The following is a 14,916-nucleotide window of genomic DNA, read 5'->3' as shown; positions in this document are numbered from 1 at the left end:
CCGATGCGCCGTCCGATCACATCACCTCCGAACGGGAAGACCAGATGACCGACACCGCGACATCCGCCCGGCACGTCCCCGCCGGCCTGCCCGAACGCATCCGGCACTACATCGACGGCCGGTTCGCCGACTCGCTCGACGGCGACACGTTCGACGTGCTCAACCCCGTCTCGAACGAGGTGTACGTGCGGGCCGCGGCCGGCAAGAAGGCCGACATCGACCAGGCCGTCGCCGCGGCCCGCCGTGCGTTCGAGGAGGGCCCGTGGCCGCGCATGCTGCCGCGCGAGCGCTCGCGCGTGCTGCACCGCGTCGCCGACATCGTCGAGTCGCGCGACGCCCGCCTCGCCGAGCTCGAGTCGTTCGACTCGGGACTGCCGATCACGCAGGCGCTCGGCCAGGCGCGCCGCGCGGCCGAGAACTTCCGGTTCTTCGCCGACCTGGTCGTCGCGCAGGCCGACGACACCTTCAAGGTCCCCGGCCGCCAGATCAACTACGTCAACCGCAAGCCGATCGGCGTCGCGGGGCTCATCACGCCGTGGAACACGCCCTTCATGCTGGAGAGCTGGAAGCTCGGCCCCGCCCTCGCGACGGGCAACACCGTCGTGCTCAAGCCGGCCGAGTTCACCCCGCTGTCGGCGTCGCTGTGGGCGGGGATCTTCGAGGAGGCGGGGCTTCCCCAGGGCGTCTTCAACCTGGTCAACGGCCTCGGGGAGGAGGCCGGCGACGCGCTCGTACGCCACCCCGGCGTGCCGCTCATCTCGTTCACGGGCGAGAGCCGTACGGGGCAGATCATCTACGGCAACGCCGCGCCCCATCTCAAGGGCCTCTCGATGGAGCTCGGCGGCAAGTCGCCCGCCGTCGTCTTCGCCGACGCCGATCTCGACGCGGCGATCGACGCGACCATCTTCGGCGTCTTCTCCCTGAACGGCGAGCGCTGCACGGCCGGCAGCCGCATCCTCGTCCAGCGAGAGGTGTACGACGAGTTCGTCGAGCGGTACGCCGCGCAGGCCAGGCGCGTGAAGGTCGGCTACCCGCACGACCCCGCCACCGAGGTCGGCGCGCTCGTGCACCCCGAGCACTTCGAGAAAGTCATGAGCTACGTCGAGATCGGCAAGAGCGAGGGCCGTCTCGTGGCGGGAGGCGGCCGCCCCGAAGGGTTCGAGTCCGGCAACTTCGTCGCGCCGACCGTGTTCGCCGACGTCGCTCCCGATGCCCGCATCTTCCAGGAGGAGATCTTCGGTCCCGTCGTCGCGATCACGCCGTTCGACACCGACGAGGAGGCGCTCGCGCTCGCGAACGACACCAAATATGGCCTGGCCGCCTACGTCTGGACGAACGACCTCAAGCGCGCGCACAACGTCGCCCAGGCCGTCGAGGCGGGCATGGTGTGGCTCAACTCCAACAACGTCCGCGACCTGCGCACCCCCTTCGGCGGGGTCAAGGCGTCGGGCCTCGGGCACGAGGGCGGCTACCGCTCGATCGACTTCTACACGCACCAGCAGGCCGTGCACATCACGCTCGGCACGGTCCACAACCCCACCTTCGGCAAGTAGCACCCCACGAAAGCAGGGACGCCGGCATGACCATCGACGACCGCACCCCGACCTCCTCCGGCTTCCACGTCAGCGCGGAGGCGCCCATCCACGCGGACAACCCCGTCCCCACGCCCGCCTCGCCCGCGCCCGACATCGTGCGCTGCGCGTACATGGAGCTCGTCGTCACCGACCTCGCCGCCTCCCGCGCGTTCTACGTCGACGTCCTGGGCCTGGTCGTCACGGAGGAGGACGACGAGGCGATCTATCTCCGGTCGCTTGAGGAGTTCATCCACCACAACCTCGTGCTGCGCAAGGGCCCGGTCGCCGCCGTCGCGGCGTTCTCCTACCGGGTGCGCACCCCCGAGGACCTCGACAAGGCCGTCGCCTTCTACACCGAGCTGGGATGCCGCGTCGAGCGCCGCGAGGAGGGCTTCGTCAAGGGCATCGGCGACTCCGTGCGCGTGGAGGACCCGCTCGGCTTCCCGTACGAGTTCTTCCACACCGTCGAGCACGTCGAGCGCCTCGCCTGGCGTTACGACCTGCACACGCCCGGCGCCATCGTCCGCCTCGACCACTTCAACCAGGTCACGCCCGACGTGCCCAGGGCCGTCCGCCACTACCAGGACCTCGGGTTCCGCGTCACCGAGGACATCCAGGACTCCGACGGCATCGTCTACGCCGCGTGGATGCGCCGCAAGCCCACGGTGCACGACACCGCGACCACGGGCGGCGATGGTCCCCGCATGCACCACGTCGCGTTCGCCACGCACGAGAAGCACAACATCCTCGCGATCTGCGACAAGCTCGGCGCGCTGCGCCGTTCCGACGCCATCGAGCGCGGCCCCGGCCGCCACGGCGTCTCCAACGCGTTCTACCTCTACCTGCGCGACCCCGACGGGCACCGCGTCGAGATCTACACCCAGGACTACTACACGGGCGACCCCGACAACCCCGTCATCACCTGGGACGTGCACGACAACCAGCGCCGCGACTGGTGGGGCAACCCCGTCGTGCCGAGCTGGTACACCGAGGCCTCGCTCGTGCTCGACCTCGACGGCAACCCGCAGCCCGTCGTCGCCCGCACCGACGCCAGCGAGATGGCGGTCACGATCGGCGCCGACGGCTTCTCCTACACCCGCAAGGACGACACCGAAGCGATGCCCGAATATAAGCAGGGTGAGTACAAGCTGGGCCACCAGCTCTAGGGCGGGAGAGTCATGCTGTCGAAGGACATCATCGCGTCCCTCGCGGAGGAGCTCGCGAAGGCGGAGCGGACGCACGGGGTCGTCCCCCGCATCACCGCGCGGTTCCCCGAGGCCACGGTCGAGGACGCGTACGCCATCCAGGCGGTGTGGAGGGAGAAGAACCTCGCGGCCGGGCGCCGCCTCGTCGGCCGCAAGATCGGGCTCACCTCGCGTGCCATGCAGGCCGCGACCGGCATCACCGAGCCCGACTACGGCGTCATGTTCGACGACACCGTGTGGGAGAACGGCGCGCGCATCCCGCACGACCGGTTCTCCAACGTCCGCATCGAGGTCGAACTCGCCTTCGTGCTGAAGGAGCCCCTGGAGGGCCCGCACTGCACGCTGTTCGACGTCATGCGCGCGACGGAGTACGTCACGCCCGCCCTTGAGGTGCTCAACTCCCACATCGAGCTCGAGGGCCGCACGATCGTCGACACCATCTCCGACAACGCCGCGTACGGCGGGCTCGTGCTCGGCGGCAATCCGGCGAGCCCCCACGCGGTCGATCTGCGGTGGGTGTCGGCCCTCCTCTACCGCAACGAGACGATCGAGGAGACGGGTGTCGCCGCCGCGGTCCTCAACCACCCCGCGACCGGGGTCGCGTGGCTCGCGAACAAGATGCACCAGCACGGTGACCGGCTGGAGGCGGGCGAGATCATCCTCGCGGGCTCCTTCACCCGTCCCGTGTGGATCGAGAAGCGCGACACGGTGCTGGCCGACTACGGACCGATGGGGACCATCTCATGCCGCTTCGTCTGAGCCCGACCCTCCGCGACCGTCTCGCCGCGGCCGCGCGTCCGCTGTTCGGCGGCTGGGTGTGCTCCGGCTCCCCCGTCATGGCGGAGATCATGGCGGGCTCCGGCCTCGACTGGGTGCTCATCGACATGGAGCACGCCCCCAACGGCCTGGAGTCCACCCTCGCGCAGCTGTACGCCGTCTCGGCCTACCCCGTCACGCCCGTCGTCCGCGTCCCCGCCGCCGACCCCGTGACCATAAAGCAGGTCCTCGACCTCGGCGCCCAGACGATCCTCGTGCCGATGGTCTCGACTGCCGGCGAGGCCCGGGCCGTCGCGGAGGCCGCGCAGTATCCGCCCGCGGGCCGCCGCGGCGTCGGCAGCGCCCTCGCCCGCTCCGCCCGCTGGAACCGCGTCGACGGCTACCTCCAGAACGCCGCCGACCACGTCTCCGTGCTCGTGCAGATCGAGACGGCCGAGGGCGTCGCGGCCGCGGAGGCGATCGCGGCGACCCCCGGCATCGACGGCGTCTTCGTCGGCCCGAGCGACCTCGCCGCCTCCATGGGCCTCCTGGGGCAGCAGACGCACCCCGACGTCGTCGCCGCCGTCCACCGCGCCTTCGCCGGCGTCGCCGCCGCCGGCAAGCCCGCCGGCGTCAACGCCTTCGACCCGCAGGTGGCCCGCGCCTACGCCGAGGCCGGGGCCCGCTTCCTGCTCGTCGGCGCCGACGTCGCCCTCGTCGCACGCGCGTCCGAGTCCCTCGCGACGACCTTCATCCACGACAACGACGACGCGACACGCACCTCGTACTGACCACCTGCTGCGGCGGCTTCCTGGTGAGCGGGTCAGGCGACTGCGGCACTCCAGCCGAACTGTTCGAGACGGTGCCGGGCGACCTCGGTCTCGGCGGGGGTGAACAACTCCGCGAACCTCGGCTGCACGACCAGCGCCTCGACCGTGAGGTCGAGCCGACCGCGCTCCCACAGGGCCGCGAACCCGTCGGACACCGCCGGCGAGCGCAGCAGCCTGCGGGCCGTCGCCAGGCTGCCATGCTCGGCCAGCATGCTGAGGAAATAGGAGGCGTGATAGTTGGCCTCGCTCCGCGCCCGGTCGTAGACGGACCGCATCGCGGCGTCGAACTCCGCGTGCACGCCGCTGCTCGCCGAAGGCGGAGGGGCGACCGGCTCCTGCTCGTCTCCCGCCGCGGTCTCGTTGCGGCGCGTCGCGTAGCCGAGCAGCGCGTCCACGGAGGTGAAGACCTCATACCCCAGCTCTTCCAGCCTCGGCAGGTCCGCCACCTCGGGGTCGAGCTCCAAGACGACGGGCTTGCCCTGGCCGGGCTGCAATCCGTCGGGCCAGAACGCCTCGGCCATCGCCAGCGCGCGGCCGCTCGCGGGGTCGGCGATCTCGCTGTCCAGCGCCGGCTCGGCGTAGCCCAGCCGTGCCAGCTCCTCGACCATCGCCTTGATCTGGGCGGCCCGTACGTCGTCCTGCTCGTCGGCGATGACGGCCACCGGACGCAGCTCTCCCCCGGCCTCCACGGGGGCGGCGCCGTCACGCAGTTGCGTGAGGAAGGACTGGGCGGCCTGGGCGAGCAGCTCGCGCCGGGCTTCGAGGAAGTCGAGATAGCGGTCCACGCGCCACAGATCCGGATCCATCGGAATCCACTGGGAGGCGAGGACGCCGGGGTGCTTGTCCTCGGCCTCGGCGAAGTAGTCCTCCGGGCTCCGCTTTCCGATGGCGAGGTTGGTGTTCTGGGTCAGGAAGCAGAAGTTGGCGACGGCGTTGACGTGGACGCGGTCATACCCGGCCTTGTACAGCAGCGCCTTCGGGAAGATGTGATGCACCTGAAGTGAGGTCAGCTTGCCGAGCATCTCGGCGTGCAGCTCCAGCCCGCTGCCGAAGTCACGGGCGCCGTGCACCCGGGTGAGCATGTAGAGCAGCGGGTAGAACCGCGACCCGCGCGTCGAACCCTCGAAGTCGTGCGGCCTGACCTCCAGGTTGCCGCCGCGCCACCGTTCGAGGGCGGCGATGAGGCCGTCGATCCCGGACCGTTCCACGGTGTCGTAGTCCTGAGCCAGGATGGTCTCGGTGGAACCGGCGAAGCGCCCCCACAGCGCGGCGTGCACGTACCAGAACAGCACCTTGTCGCGGTGGGCACTGTCGAGGAACGTTCCGCCGGGCGTGAGATGGAGCAGGCGGGAGACGACCGGGATCGCGTATCGGCCCATGACGACCTGGTCGTGGTCGAGTCCCAGCCGCCCCGACACCGCGCCGAGCAAGGTGTTCACATAGCCGACCGACCTCGTCAGGGCCGTCTCGAACTCGGTGTCCGTCACGGTGTCGAGGGCGGTGAAGACGGCACGGCCGGTGGCGACGGCGGTGATGTTGCGCAGCAGCCAGTCCAGCGAGAAGTCGAAGCCCTTCGCCTGCCACTCGTTCAGATGGTCGCGCATCACCTGACGCGCGGGCGCCCACTGCGCGCAGATCTTCGCCAGGGCGAGATCGCCCTTGGAAAGAGCGGTTCCTCCGGAGTTGACCCGGTTGAAGATGTCGACGACGACGTCGACGTTCTTGTCCGGGCCGGTGATCTTCTCCTCGTGGAACTCCCGGTTCTCCAGGTTCTTCAGCTTGTTCAGCCGCGCGATGTAGGTGGCGAACGTGTCCGAGTGCTGCGCGAACGCGCCGATGAACGGCTCCAGCCCCTCCATGAACAGGCGGGTGACGTCCACCCAGCGTGGATCGTCACGCATCTTCGCCGGGCCGTAGAACTCGAACGTCTCGTCCTCGACGTTGAACCGCAGGCCGGTGAAGGCGGACGAGTCCCCGTCGAAGAAGGCCGGGGGCTTGCCGCGCATGATCCCGTACAGCGACGTGATCCGCTGCTGTCCGTCCAGGAGCAGGAGACGCACACCGCCGCCGGTCGCGGCGCCGCGGACGGAGGCCATCTCGGGCTCGGTCGCCCACAGCAGCAGACCGCCGACCGGATAGCCGCGGTACAGCGAGCGCATGAGCCCGCGAACCTGGTCGCGGGTCCACACATACCCGCGCTGGAACTCGGGGAGAAGCACGGTGCCGTCGTCGATCTGGTGAAGGAGCACAGAGAGCGTGGCCAACAGTCCGTCCCTTGGTGAATCCGTTGACGATCTTCGGAACTTCACTGTAGGCACGCACTCACCCAGGTTTCAGGCGGTCATGTAACGATCCAGGGTCAGCGCGCGGTGGCGAGGCCGGCGAGCAACTCCCGGACCTTGCTGACGTTCGGGTGCCCCGAGCCGTACCGGCGTTCCAGGTCCGGCAGCAGGTCGCGCAGAGTCCGGCCGGCCCGGTCGCGGTCGCCCGCGCCGAGCTCCAGCAGCCCGATGCGGCGCCGTAGCTCAAGGATCCGGTCCTCGTCCACCCCGAACCGTTCCTCGTCCGTCAGCAGCCGCCGCATCTGTTCGAGCGCGAGCGCCGTGTCGCCCAGTGCGGCGTGACAGTTCGCCTCCATCAGGCGGAACCGCAGGACGAGATGATCGTCCTCACCTCTGCGAGTGGCCAGGTCGGCGGCCAGTCCCTGGAATTCGGACGCGGCGCGCCGGTAGTCCCCGGCGAGGAACAGCACGTCGGCCAGTTCGATCCGCAGCTCCACCGCCCTGTCGTCCGTCGGCTCGGTGGAGCGGACGGCCTCCGCCAGCAGTTCGGCCGCCTGCCGGAAGCGGGACTCGGCCTTGAGCGTGCCGGCCTCCCTCCGTACGCGCTGGATGTCCTCGCCGCCCAGCACCCGTCGCCCGGGTTCCCGGGCTTCCACCGCCGGCGCCTTCGTCCCCATCACGGCGACCCGCCCGACGACGGCCGCGTACATCCGCACCGGATGAACGGCGGAATCGTCCACGAAACCCGGCAGCGGCGGCAGGTCATGACAGAACGGCAGCAACCGCTCGTAGACGAGTGCGGCGCTCTGCGGACGGTCGGAGGGCCGCTTGGCCAGCAACCAGAGGATGAGCCGTTCGAGGCCCTCGGGCACGTCCGGGCGCGGTTCGCGCACCGGCCGCGGCGGCTCGTCCACGTGTTTGCGCATGCAGGCGAGCGGAGTCCCCGCGGCGAACTGGTTCTCGCCGGCCAGCAGTTCGTGGAGTATCACGCCGAGGGAGTACAGGTCGGTCTGCGGGCTTGTCGTGCCGCTCATGGTCTGCTCGGGCGCCATGTACTCCGCGGTGCCGATGACGACGCCGGTGGCGGTCAGCTTGGTCGCCGACGGCGACAGCGCGGCGGCCACCCCGAAGTCGAGCACCTTGACCGTGCCGTCAGGGCAGAGCATCAGATTGGCGGGCTTGAGGTCGCGGTGCACGAGCGAGTTGGCATGGGCCACGGCCAGGACCGAGCACACCTGGGCGGCGATCGCCGCGGCCCAGCCCACCGGCACCCGGTCCACTTCGGCGATCAGGTCGGTCAGCGGGTTGCCGTTGATGAGCTGCATGACGAGGTAGAGGTCGTCGCCGTCGGTGCCGCAGTCGTAGACCGCGGGCACCCCGGGATGCTCCAGCCGTGCGGTGATGCGAGATTCGCGGACGAAACGCTTGGTCAGCTCGTCGTCCGGCATGCCGTCCGGCAGGCGGTCCACCCGGATGAATTTGATCGCGATCGGCCGGTCGAGCCGCTTGTCGTAGCCGAACCAGACCTCCCCCATCCCGCCCTTGCGGCGCGAGTTCGGGTCGAGTTCGTACCGGCCACCGATCATCTTTCCCTGTGCCACCACACCCTCGTCTCACGCAACGATTTCACGAACTTCGCCTCCTACCGGAGACGCCGCAGCACGCCTCGGCCGCGCAGGCGGGCCACGTGCTGGGCGGCCCGCTGTGGTGCCGTGCCGCCGCGGACCAGCAGCCCGGCCTCGATGTTCCTCGTGACCCCCGACTGGGTCAGGTTCGCGCTCGACACCAGCAGCACCCTCTGGTCGGCCACGGCGATCTTGGCATGCATCTTCGCCCCCTGCTCCGTGCGCGCGTCAACCGGCCAGTGCCACACCTGAACGCCCTCGACGCCGCCGAACGCGTGCGCGGGCTCCGGGCCGTTCAGCGCCGAGCCCGCACCCTGCAGCGTCTCGACCACCACCATCACGGTCACACCGCGCCCGACCGCCCCGCTCAGGGCCTTGAGCAGCGGCTCGTACGCCGCGGCCGAATACGTCATGAGGATCAGTTCGTACGACGCCTCGTTCACCAGGTCGACCAGCACCTGCGCCGTGGAGCGAACGGGCACGGCGTGCGTCGCCGGGCCGGTCCACACCGACTCGACCGTGGTCGTGGCCCGGTGCCGCTCGTATCCGGCTGCCACTCCACGCAGGTAGACGGCGGCCTCCCCCGCGGACATTCGTACGGACGCCAGGCCGGCCAGCACCTGGCGGGCGGCGTCGGGGAAGTCCGGCAGCGGCACCGCGCCGACGATCCCGGCCGCCGGACCGCCCTCGGCGATCCGGTCGGCCAGGGTCCGCAGGTGCACCGGCCCGATGCGCTCCACCGCGTCGGCCGCCGCCTTCTCGAATGCGCTCGTCACGGTAACTCGGGATAGATCGCCAGGGCCGGGTCGTCGATCGGCACCACGAACCGCCGGTCGAGGAACCGGTTGCCGCGCTCGCAGGTGGTTTCGGAGACGAACAGGCACACGTGGCAGGCCGCGCCGTGCAGGAAGTCCTCCGGCGTACGCGGGAGCCGTTCGGAGCACAGCGGGTCGGACGAGCAGCTCATCGCCCCGGTGAGCGCCCGCCTGGTCAGCCGCGCCAGTTCCTCGGGCTGGGCGAGCGACACCAGGCCGCCGAGCGTGCCCTCGGCGTCCGGCACAGCCGTGTAGATGAGGATCCCCGAGCGCTTGTCGTCCTCCGTGGTCCCCGCGTAGATCCGCTCGGCCAGGCTGGCGGAGTTGTAGCCGCATTCGAGCGCGATCGTACGGATCAGCAGGTGCGACAGCGTGTGCAGGACGTAGTAGCGCGGGAGGGGCCAGTAGCCGTACCTCGTCGACTCGTCGAACGGCTGGCCGGTCCGGGCCGAGTAGCGATACTCGCGGAAGCGGCCGTACGCCTCCTTGTGCAGCCGCAGGGCCTCGGACTTCTCCACCTGCCTCTCCCACCGCGACAGCAGGTCCTCGGGCAGCCGCAGGAAGATGCCCTCACCTCTCACCTCGCTCGCCGGCACCCAGTCGGGCTTCGATCTTCTCAGGGGGACACGCTTGACGAGCGTCGGGTCCTCGGGGTCGGGAGCGTCGAGCCGGGTGAAGCCGATCATGGCCCGCACCTCGCGCAGCCGCTCGACCTGGACGACGTCGGAGTAGAAGCCCTTGAGCAGCGGTGGAACGGGCGCGTCCGGGTCCCGGTGGGCGGTGAAGTCGTCACTCGGCGGCGGCAGCACAGGGCTGGAGAAGATCTCCCACTCCGGAGTGAGCAGGTCGGGGTAGCTCTCCGGGCCCTGGTCCTGCCCTGCCGCCTGCTCCCCCCGGCGCCGTTCGATGGCCGCCCAGACCTCCTCGTCCGTCCATTTCTCGAACTCGAACGAGAACGGCGGAACCGTTCGCATGAACGGGAGCATCTGCGGGCCGGGAAGGTTTTCCAGGTTGGCCCAGAACTTCGCCACCTGCGTGTCGAGCTCGCTCCCTCCCGTCTTCGGCACCGCGAGGGCCGACAGCGTCTGCGCGAACCACTGGTTCGACGCGCCGACGACGAGCACGTACGGCTGCTCCTGACAGGGCGTGAACGTGCCGAGGTGGGGATGGCGTCCTCGGCACTGCGGCAGCTGGTCCCGGCCGCGCTTGCCCATCGCCTGCCGGATGTTGCGCTCCGCTCCGCAGCGCTGGCAGACGATGCGCACGTTCGCCCCGATGTTGCCGCCGCGGTCCTCCATCAGCAGGTTCGGCTTTGCCGCCTTCTCGCAGAGACCGCCCTCGTGGACGAACTCCAGGTAGGGGAAGTCGTCCAGGTGCCCGTCGGTGCAGGCCAGCACGAACCGAGCGCCGACGACGAGGCGCTTCTTGTTGCCCTTGCCGCACTCGTGGAAGAACCGCGCCTCGTGCGGCTTGCTCGGCTTGTCGTTCTCGAAGCCGAACGCCCGGGAGTCGACGCGCGCCAGCAGGTTGCACGCGGTGCAGCGCATCCATCCCGGGAACGGCACGACCGGCACACCGGTCCTTGCCGCCTCACCGTTGGGGTTCGTGTCGGTGCCCGGCATCCAGGGCGCGGGGCGCAGTTCCCGCACGGTCTTGCTGAGCAGCGATTGCACGGCCGACAGGAGCCGGGGCTCGGTGATGAGCGCGGAGTTGTTCTCCGGGTCCTCGGGGGCCCTGTATTGCCAGTCGTCGAGACCCTTCACCAGCACGGAGAAGTTCGGCAGGTCGACGAGCGAGCCGACCCCCGAGGTGAACATCAGGTGGCTGGGCCGCACCGCGCCGACCCGGCGCCGATAGGTGGAGTACGCGGCCATCACTTGCCCTTCCCGTCCATGGTGGTCACGCCCATCTCGTCGCCCACCGGCTCGTCGTCGCCGTCCCCGGCACCGCCGGGGAAGCCCCATTCCGGTGCGCCTATCGGCCCGAGGAAGATCTCGTCGTTGGGCGGCAGGAGCAGGTTGATCTCGTTTTCCGTCTCCCGCATCGAGTTGCCGACGGTGAGCCTGTCCCAGGGGCCGTTGCCCGCCCGGTGCAGCAGGCCGTCGACGATCTCCTTCGCGTGGCCCTTCTTCCGCTCGTAGCCGAGCCGCGCGGGGCCGCTCTTGGCGGTGTTCCATAGGTCGACGAGCATCTTGAGCCGCTCGTCCACGGCCTGTCTCGCGCGCGGGCCGCCCACGACCTCGGCTCTCGCCACGATCCGGCCCGCGATGCGGGTCACGACACCGCCGTTGAGATCCACGTCCTCCGCGTCGCGATTGCGCGAGTGCGCCTCTTCGACGTTGCGAACGGCCGCGACGAACGCGGCGGTCGTGCCGCGGTCCAGCGCCCGCGCCGTGTACGGCGTGACCGACAACGCCTCCACCTGGCGGTAGAAGGTGGCGTGATAGTGCTCGAAGTCCTCGTAATGCGCGAGGTCGCGCGGGCGCGACCAGTTGTAGAGCGTGACCACCAGCCCGGGGCGCGCGGCGTCACGGCCGACCCGGGAGGACGCCTGGATGTACTCGGCCGTGTTCTTCGGCTGGCCGGTCATCACCATGAGTCCGAACCGGGACACGTCGACGCCGACCTGCAGCATCGACGTGGCGAGCACGACGTCGACGGGTGGCTGCGCGGACCGCAGGCTCCGCAGGGCCCGGTAGCGATCGGCGAGCGGGTGCGCTCGCCGGCGCTTGGACTCGTCCCTCTCCCTCATGACCTCGGCGATCTCCTCGCGGCACTCCCGTCTGCGGCGCGAGGTGTCCAGCTCCTGGTCGAACCCGATCTCCAGTTGCTTCAGCACCTCGCTGATGTCGCCCGAGGAGATGCGCGAGGTGAGCTCGACGATGTTCAGCAGGTCCGTACGGCCCGGCAGCCGGTTGGACAGCTTCTTGCGCCTGCCGTGCATGCGGATCCTGGTGGTGACGTCGTCGTCCAGGTAACGCCGCATGCCCGCCAGCTCACGGGTGGCGTTGAAGTATCCGACGAGCGTCATGTACGGATCGGCGGGCTCGCCGTACCGGTCGAAGAGCGTCTGCCCGGCCAGCAGCAGGATCTCGGCGAGCCGGATCTCTGCCTGCTTGAGGCGCACGCCGTGCGCGCACACCCCGAGGTAACGCCGCCCGGGGTTGTCGGGGGTGACCGGGACCTGCCGGGAGAAGAACGTGTCGGCAACGTCGATGACCTGCGGCGGGAACACGGCGAGGTCCCGGCCGAAGATGCCGAGCACTTGCGCGTCGGCCCGCTTGGTCGTCGCGGTCGACGCGATGATCTTCGGCCCGGTCGGCCTGCCGTCGACGGTCCACGTGCACAGCTCGTCGACGGCCGCCTCGAACAGGCCGACCACGGTGCCGAGAGCGCCCGAGATGAGGTGCAGCTCGTCCTGGATGATCAGGTCCGGCGGCCGGAGCCGGACGACGGGGCGGCTCTCGACCTTGGGCAGCCTGCCCTTGGCGTTGTGCCTGCCGCCGCAGCCGATCTGGTCGTCCATGTCGTCGTGCCGGTAGCCGTGCCGGGGGCAGCGCCGGCTCACCCGGCCGAACAGGTGCCCGGCGAAGCCGCGCCACGGAAGCTGCGCCAGCTTGTCGACGGTCGCGATGACCAGGCTGGGCGTCAGCCGGTAGATCTCCTCGTCCACGGTGAGGATCGGCAGGCCCTCCCGCCGCGCGTACGCCTCGTCATCACTCGTGACGGACGGCAGGGCCCGCAGCATGCGGTTCTCTCCCAGCCGGGAGAAGGGGCACGGTTCGGCGTCGCCCTCGCTGCCGCGCCCGCAGTAGAGCAGCACGCGCCGGCGGTCCTCGTCGAGGTCGAGGTTGACGTCCGAGGCCAGCTTCTCGCCGCACCACGGGCACGACAGCGTCTGCAGGACGTTGGTCTCGCGACTGGACTCCCTGGCCTCCTGGATCTGGTCCCTGGCGGGGCCGAACCAGTTCGGCGAGACCGCGCTTCCCACCCACAGGCCGATGCGGAACGGCTCCTCGCCCCACGTCGCCGGGTCGTCGCGCCGCAACACCTCACAGGCGCACACCAGCGCGGCGGCCCGCTGGAACTGCTGCGCGGTGAGCAGGCGCAGCGTGTAGCGCATCAGCACCGCCACGCCGTCCAGGCCGCTGCGCGCCTCCGTCCCGGACCCGGCGACCTTCTGCAGCCGCCGGATCGCGAACGTGTACGCCGTGAGGCCGAGGTATGCCTCGGTCTTGCCGCCACCGGTCGGGAAGAAGAGCAGGTCGACGGTGGCCTTGTGGTCGGCGGCCCGCTCCGGGTGGGCGGGATCGGTCAGCGAAGGCAGGTTGAGCAGCATGAACGCGAGCTGGAACGGCCGCCACGACGCCGCCTTCTTCCCTTCGGCGTCCACCTTCGCCATCGCCTGCTCGAAGCTCAGCCCCTGCTCGTCGCGGAGCTTCGCCACCGCCGTACGGCGCCGCTGCAGCGCCATCGCCTCGTTGGCGAACTTGAACGCCGCCAGCGCCTGCCCGTGCCCGTCGGTCGTGGCCTGTGTGAGCAACGCGATCCCGGCGCGGATGCGGTCGGCGGCCCGCCGTGCCTTCCGGACGGCGACCTCGGCGGCCTCGCGCAGCGGCTCGGGCAGCTCGGGGATCTTGAGGTATTGCTTATCGAGCCAGGCCGTGTAACCGTCCGCGAGCGGCGTCAGCCCGGCGGCGAGCTCTTCGGGCGAGGCGTCCGCGAGGGCGTCCATCGACAGCTCCACACCGGCGAGGGGCGTGCCCTTCCCCACCGGGGCGACCGTCGCGGGCACGTCATGGTGTGGCAGCCAGGTGGTGCGCAGCTCCGTCGCCCGCCGCTCGCCAGGGGACACCGTCGCGTGTACGGCGACGTTGCGGCCGACGGCATACCTGCGCTCGTTCCGGTAGAGCAGTCGCAGGTGCTTGTCCTCCAGATCCCCCTGATCGCCGTCCTCCCGGCCGCCGTCGAGAGGGTCGTCGATCGGGAGGAAGACGTCCGTGGGTCCGTCCGACGGAGCGACGGCGACGAGTTCGGGCTGGAACAGCCACGCGGTGTCGGCACTCGTGTCCGGCTCGATCTGCTGGTTGACCAGCGTCAGCTCGACGACGCGCCGGTGGTCGGGACGAGGCCGTACGGCGACCGCGAGCAGGACGCCGGGCTCGTCGGCACGTTCCATTGTGAGAGGAATCTTCTGGGTGGGCTCGTCGAGCCGGATCGTCATGCGGTGCTCGACCGGCCTGCGCCCCCAGATGCGTTCGGTCCGCGACTTGCCGTTGGCGCCCTCGATCTGGGTCTCGGCCTTGACGTACTGACCCCAGCGGGCGGTCACCGCGAGCGCGTCGAGGTCGGCGGGCACTGCGAACGACATGCCCATGGACGACGCCCACAGACGCCCGAGGTTCTGCGGAGTCAGCACGTCGGGCAACTCGCCCTCGGCCCCGTCACCCTCCGCGCCGATCTCGATGTCCGGCAGCTCGTCGGCGTCTTCGGCGACCCGCTTCGGCGACGGCTTGGGGCCGAGCATGCCGACCAGGTAGCGCTCGCGCGGGCCGATCGACCGCGGCGGCAGCTCCTCGAAGTCGCCGTCGTACGGCCCGAGCAGGTCGCGCTCGACCAACTGCTGGAAGGCGTCCCTGACCTCGAACGACGTGACCGGCGGGAAGTCCTGCGGCAGGTCGAGCGGATGTCGCGCCTCTTCTGTGGGCTTCGCCGCCGTCTCGTCTCCCAGGCCGGACAGGTCGCCCTGGTCGGCTCCTGCGGCGAACAGCTTCTCCTGCCGATCGAACACGTGGGGGGTGTCCTTCCCTCGCCTGATCTTTGACGCAA

At 70.2% G+C, this 14,916-nt stretch carries 9 protein-coding genes; 4 read left to right on the top strand and 5 right to left on the bottom strand.

Annotated elements, in window-relative coordinates; all coding sequences use genetic code 11:
* The first annotated feature begins 44 nt into the window (after window positions 1-44).
* Genes hpaE through FLX08_RS22320 form a run of 4 tightly spaced genes read left to right on the top strand, consistent with a single transcriptional unit; the run spans window position 45 to window position 4,326 of the window.
* Window positions 45-1,553 carry a 5-carboxymethyl-2-hydroxymuconate semialdehyde dehydrogenase gene (hpaE, locus tag FLX08_RS22335; protein ID WP_142620952.1) on the top strand — a complete coding sequence of 503 codons (1,509 nt, stop codon included), beginning with the start codon at window positions 45-47 and terminating at the stop codon, window positions 1,551-1,553.
* 26 nt (window positions 1,554-1,579) lie between these two features.
* Window positions 1,580-2,740, top strand: coding sequence for a 3,4-dihydroxyphenylacetate 2,3-dioxygenase (hpaD, locus tag FLX08_RS22330; RefSeq protein WP_142620950.1), 1,161 nt, complete (start codon window positions 1,580-1,582; stop codon window positions 2,738-2,740).
* Between the two features lie 12 nt (window positions 2,741-2,752).
* The gene (gene hpaH, locus FLX08_RS22325) at window positions 2,753-3,538 is read left to right on the top strand and encodes a 2-oxo-hept-4-ene-1,7-dioate hydratase (RefSeq protein ID WP_142620948.1); all 786 of its coding nucleotides are present in this window, start codon (window positions 2,753-2,755) and stop codon (window positions 3,536-3,538) included.
* A complete protein-coding gene (locus FLX08_RS22320) occupies window positions 3,523-4,326 on the top strand; it encodes an HpcH/HpaI aldolase family protein (RefSeq protein WP_142620946.1) in 804 nt (267 codons plus the stop codon). Before hpaH ends, FLX08_RS22320 begins: the two co-directional genes overlap by 16 nt.
* A 32-nt stretch (window positions 4,327-4,358) precedes the next feature.
* Here the strand turns inward: FLX08_RS22320 and FLX08_RS22315 are convergent, their stop codons facing one another.
* The 5 genes from FLX08_RS22315 to drmA all read right to left on the bottom strand — a co-directional run bounded on the left by FLX08_RS22315 (window position 4,359) and on the right by drmA (window position 14,878).
* Window positions 4,359-6,629, bottom strand: coding sequence for a GmrSD restriction endonuclease domain-containing protein (locus FLX08_RS22315; protein ID WP_142620944.1), 2,271 nt, complete (start codon window positions 6,627-6,629; stop codon window positions 4,359-4,361).
* Window positions 6,630-6,724: 95 nt separating this feature from the next.
* A complete protein-coding gene (locus FLX08_RS22310) occupies window positions 6,725-8,233 on the bottom strand; it encodes a serine/threonine-protein kinase (RefSeq protein ID WP_142620942.1) in 1,509 nt (502 codons plus the stop codon).
* Between the two features lie 56 nt (window positions 8,234-8,289).
* Window positions 8,290-9,048 carry a DISARM system phospholipase D-like protein DrmC gene (gene drmC, locus FLX08_RS22305; RefSeq protein WP_142620940.1) on the bottom strand — a complete coding sequence of 253 codons (759 nt, stop codon included), beginning with the start codon at window positions 9,046-9,048 and terminating at the stop codon, window positions 8,290-8,292.
* A complete protein-coding gene (gene drmB / locus FLX08_RS22300) occupies window positions 9,045-10,961 on the bottom strand; it encodes a DUF1998 domain-containing protein (RefSeq protein WP_142620938.1) in 1,917 nt (638 codons plus the stop codon). The genes drmC and drmB overlap by 4 nt, the downstream gene beginning before the upstream one ends.
* Window positions 10,961-14,878, bottom strand: a complete 3,918-nt coding sequence (gene drmA / locus FLX08_RS22295; RefSeq protein ID WP_142620937.1) for a DISARM system helicase DrmA — start codon at window positions 14,876-14,878, stop codon at window positions 10,961-10,963. The genes drmB and drmA overlap by 1 nt, the downstream gene beginning before the upstream one ends.
* Window positions 14,879-14,916: the final 38 nt, after the last annotated feature.

Origin of the sequence: Microbispora hainanensis, from assembly GCF_006874475.1 — a bacterium.
Lineage (GTDB): Bacteria > Actinomycetota > Actinomycetes > Streptosporangiales > Streptosporangiaceae > Microbispora > Microbispora hainanensis.
This window is presented reverse-complemented; position numbering and strand designations above follow the sequence as displayed.